This window comes from Candidatus Nitrosopumilus salarius BD31, from assembly GCF_000242875.2.
Lineage (GTDB): Archaea > Thermoproteota > Nitrososphaeria > Nitrososphaerales > Nitrosopumilaceae > Nitrosopumilus > Nitrosopumilus salarius.
Genome location: NZ_AEXL02000099.1, coordinates 1 through 2,231, shown reverse-complemented (window position 1 = coordinate 2,231; position 2,231 = coordinate 1). Strand labels below are relative to the sequence as shown.

The following is a 2,231-nucleotide window of genomic DNA, read 5'->3' as shown; positions in this document are numbered from 1 at the left end:
GATCACGCAAAAAGAAATTAATGATCTGTCGCTGATTTTGAGAGCTACATTGGGAGGTCTATCAAAAACTGTCAAAAACGTATCCTACAATCTTGTTTTTCATCTTTCTCCTGAAAAGAAAAATAGCAGGCAAATTCATTGGCATATTGAAATTTATCCAATCACTAAATCTTGGTCTGGGTTAGAACGAGGCTATGGGATTTTCTTAAATGATATATCTCCTGAGCAAGCTGCAGAAAAACTAGGAGCGTCTTCTCGGAAAGAATTAGCAAACCTTGTTGGAATTAGCTGATTTTTTGAATGGTTTATTTATCAACTAAAATCTGTCAGAAACATGGCAATTGAAAAATGGCTTGCAGTTACCAGCGTTGCTCTGTTTGCAATGTTTGCAGGTGAAATGATCTCTGTTTATAATTTTATGATTAACGTTCCTGAAGATTTTGATTTTGCAACCTCTTTCTCTGCTGATCCTAAAATAATTCAATTTGTCTCAATTGGTGTTGCCCCAGCTGGCATATTAGCTGCAGTTGCATTTATCATGTCAAAAAAATACGGGTCAAGACAAATTGGTGGATTGATTATTGCAGGCGGAATAATCTTGTTGTTAGGAATGTCTATCTGCTATACTTTGATAGATGATATCAAAGAAATCTATCTTTCCGATTCCGTCAAGTTTATTCCTGTTTTGTTTATGGCTTTATCATTTGTTGTGATTGGAATTGGTACCTACTTGGCCAAGAATACAAAGAAACGCCCTAAAAAAGAATTTTTTTAGATATGATCAAATCTTAATTCGTTTGCAACCTTCTTGAAACCTATTTTCTCATAAAATTGTTTTACATCATCTGTACAATCTAAAATTGTCTTGTAACAGCCTCGATTTTTTGCATATTCTAGAAGATATTTGATAATCTTTTCTCCTATTTTTTGACCTTGGAATTTTTTGTCTATAACCACATCTTCTATGTGTCCAACCATTCCACCATTGTGAATAAATTTTTGTTCAATAAGAAGAGTTGTCGCTCCGACTATCTTCCCATCTAATTCTGCAACTGCTATGATGTGATCTGGATTTGAATTAATTTTATTGAAAATTGTATTTGCTTTATTTTTGTCAATACTGCTGGTTTCTCTTAGAGAATCTAATGAAGTAAGAAATCCATTCCAGAGATCCTCTTTTCTTAATTCCCTTATGGTTGGCTGACTCATTTTTGTTTTCAGATCTTACCGAGTTTTTGAATATATTCCTGATATGCTTTTTTGTATGATGCTTTGTTGCCTATGTCTATGAATCCTTTTTTTGTTATGAAGCTATTGATGAGTTTTTTTCTGTTCATTGCTTTTTTAATTACATCGTCCATTCCATATGGTCTGTTTTTTGGAATCAAACTAAACACTTCAGGCTCCATAACATAACATCCCATGTTGACATTTGCTTTAATTTCTGGCTTTTCATTCCAACTTGTTATCTTCCCTGTTTTGGATGTTTCAATTACCCCGTATGGCAAATTGGTTTTATATTCATTTAAACTCATTGTCACAAATGCCTTTTTTGCTGAATGTTGTTTTATCATATTTCTAAGACTGAAATCAAAAATTGAATCCCCATACATGCAAACAAAAGTATCGTCAATGAATTCTTCAGCAGTTTTAAGTTGACCTGCAGTAGCTAGTGGTTTATTTGAAATTGCATATTCTATATTCACGCCAAATCTTTTCCCGTCTTCAAAATAATCCTCAATTGTTTTTTTAAGATAACTTACACACAAAACTATTGATTTAACTCCATTTTTTCTTGTCCAATCAATTAGGTGCTCTAAGATAGGTTTTTCACCTAATGGCAACATCGGTTTTGGAAGAAATGTGGTATATGGTTGAAGTCTAGTGCCTAACCCTCCGGCAAGAATTACTGCTTTCACAAATCACATTTAATGTATGAGTATTTATGTTCAAGGATGAGTTTTGACTTTAATTCTTTACATTATTTTTAAAATTTTTTTCATTATGTCTTTTGGATTTTTTCCAAAAACTATGATCATCGGCTCTTTTCCAAAATCTCCTTTATGAAAAATTATGTCTGGTGCATTTTTTAAATTTCTTATGGCTTTTTTAATTCCCCATTCTATCGATGAACCCCCACTTTTCACATTTTTTGGCTCTTGAACTCTATCATAATTCGAAACTATTAATTTTGATTTTTTGATTTTTAGTATAGTTGAATTTTGATACTT

At 32.3% G+C, this 2,231-nt stretch carries 4 protein-coding genes and 1 pseudogene; 2 read left to right on the top strand and 3 right to left on the bottom strand.

The window, feature by feature from the left end; translation table 11 throughout:
• Together BD31_RS05810 and BD31_RS05805 are read left to right on the top strand one after the other, a co-directional pair.
• Positions 1-292 (top strand): annotated as a pseudogene (locus BD31_RS05810) (galactose-1-phosphate uridylyltransferase); the annotation flags it as partial.
• Between the two features lie 42 nt (positions 293-334).
• Positions 335-775, top strand: a complete 441-nt coding sequence (locus tag BD31_RS05805) for a hypothetical protein (RefSeq protein WP_008299820.1) — start codon at positions 335-337, stop codon at positions 773-775.
• On the opposite strand, the gene BD31_RS05800 is transcribed toward BD31_RS05805, so the two are convergent.
• The 3 genes from BD31_RS05800 to BD31_RS05790 all read right to left on the bottom strand — a co-directional run.
• Entirely contained in the window at positions 772-1,209 is a 438-nt protein-coding gene (locus BD31_RS05800; protein WP_008299811.1) for a GNAT family N-acetyltransferase, read from the bottom strand. The genes BD31_RS05805 and BD31_RS05800 overlap by 4 nt on opposite strands.
• An 8-nt stretch (positions 1,210-1,217) precedes the next feature.
• On the bottom strand, positions 1,218-1,919 hold the full coding sequence (locus BD31_RS05795; RefSeq protein ID WP_008299816.1) for a nucleotidyltransferase family protein: 702 nt from the start codon (positions 1,917-1,919) through the stop codon (positions 1,218-1,220).
• A 57-nt stretch (positions 1,920-1,976) separates the two neighbouring features.
• The coding region (locus tag BD31_RS05790; RefSeq protein WP_008299814.1) for a thiamine-phosphate synthase family protein at positions 1,977-2,231 on the bottom strand (255 nt) is incomplete at its 5' end.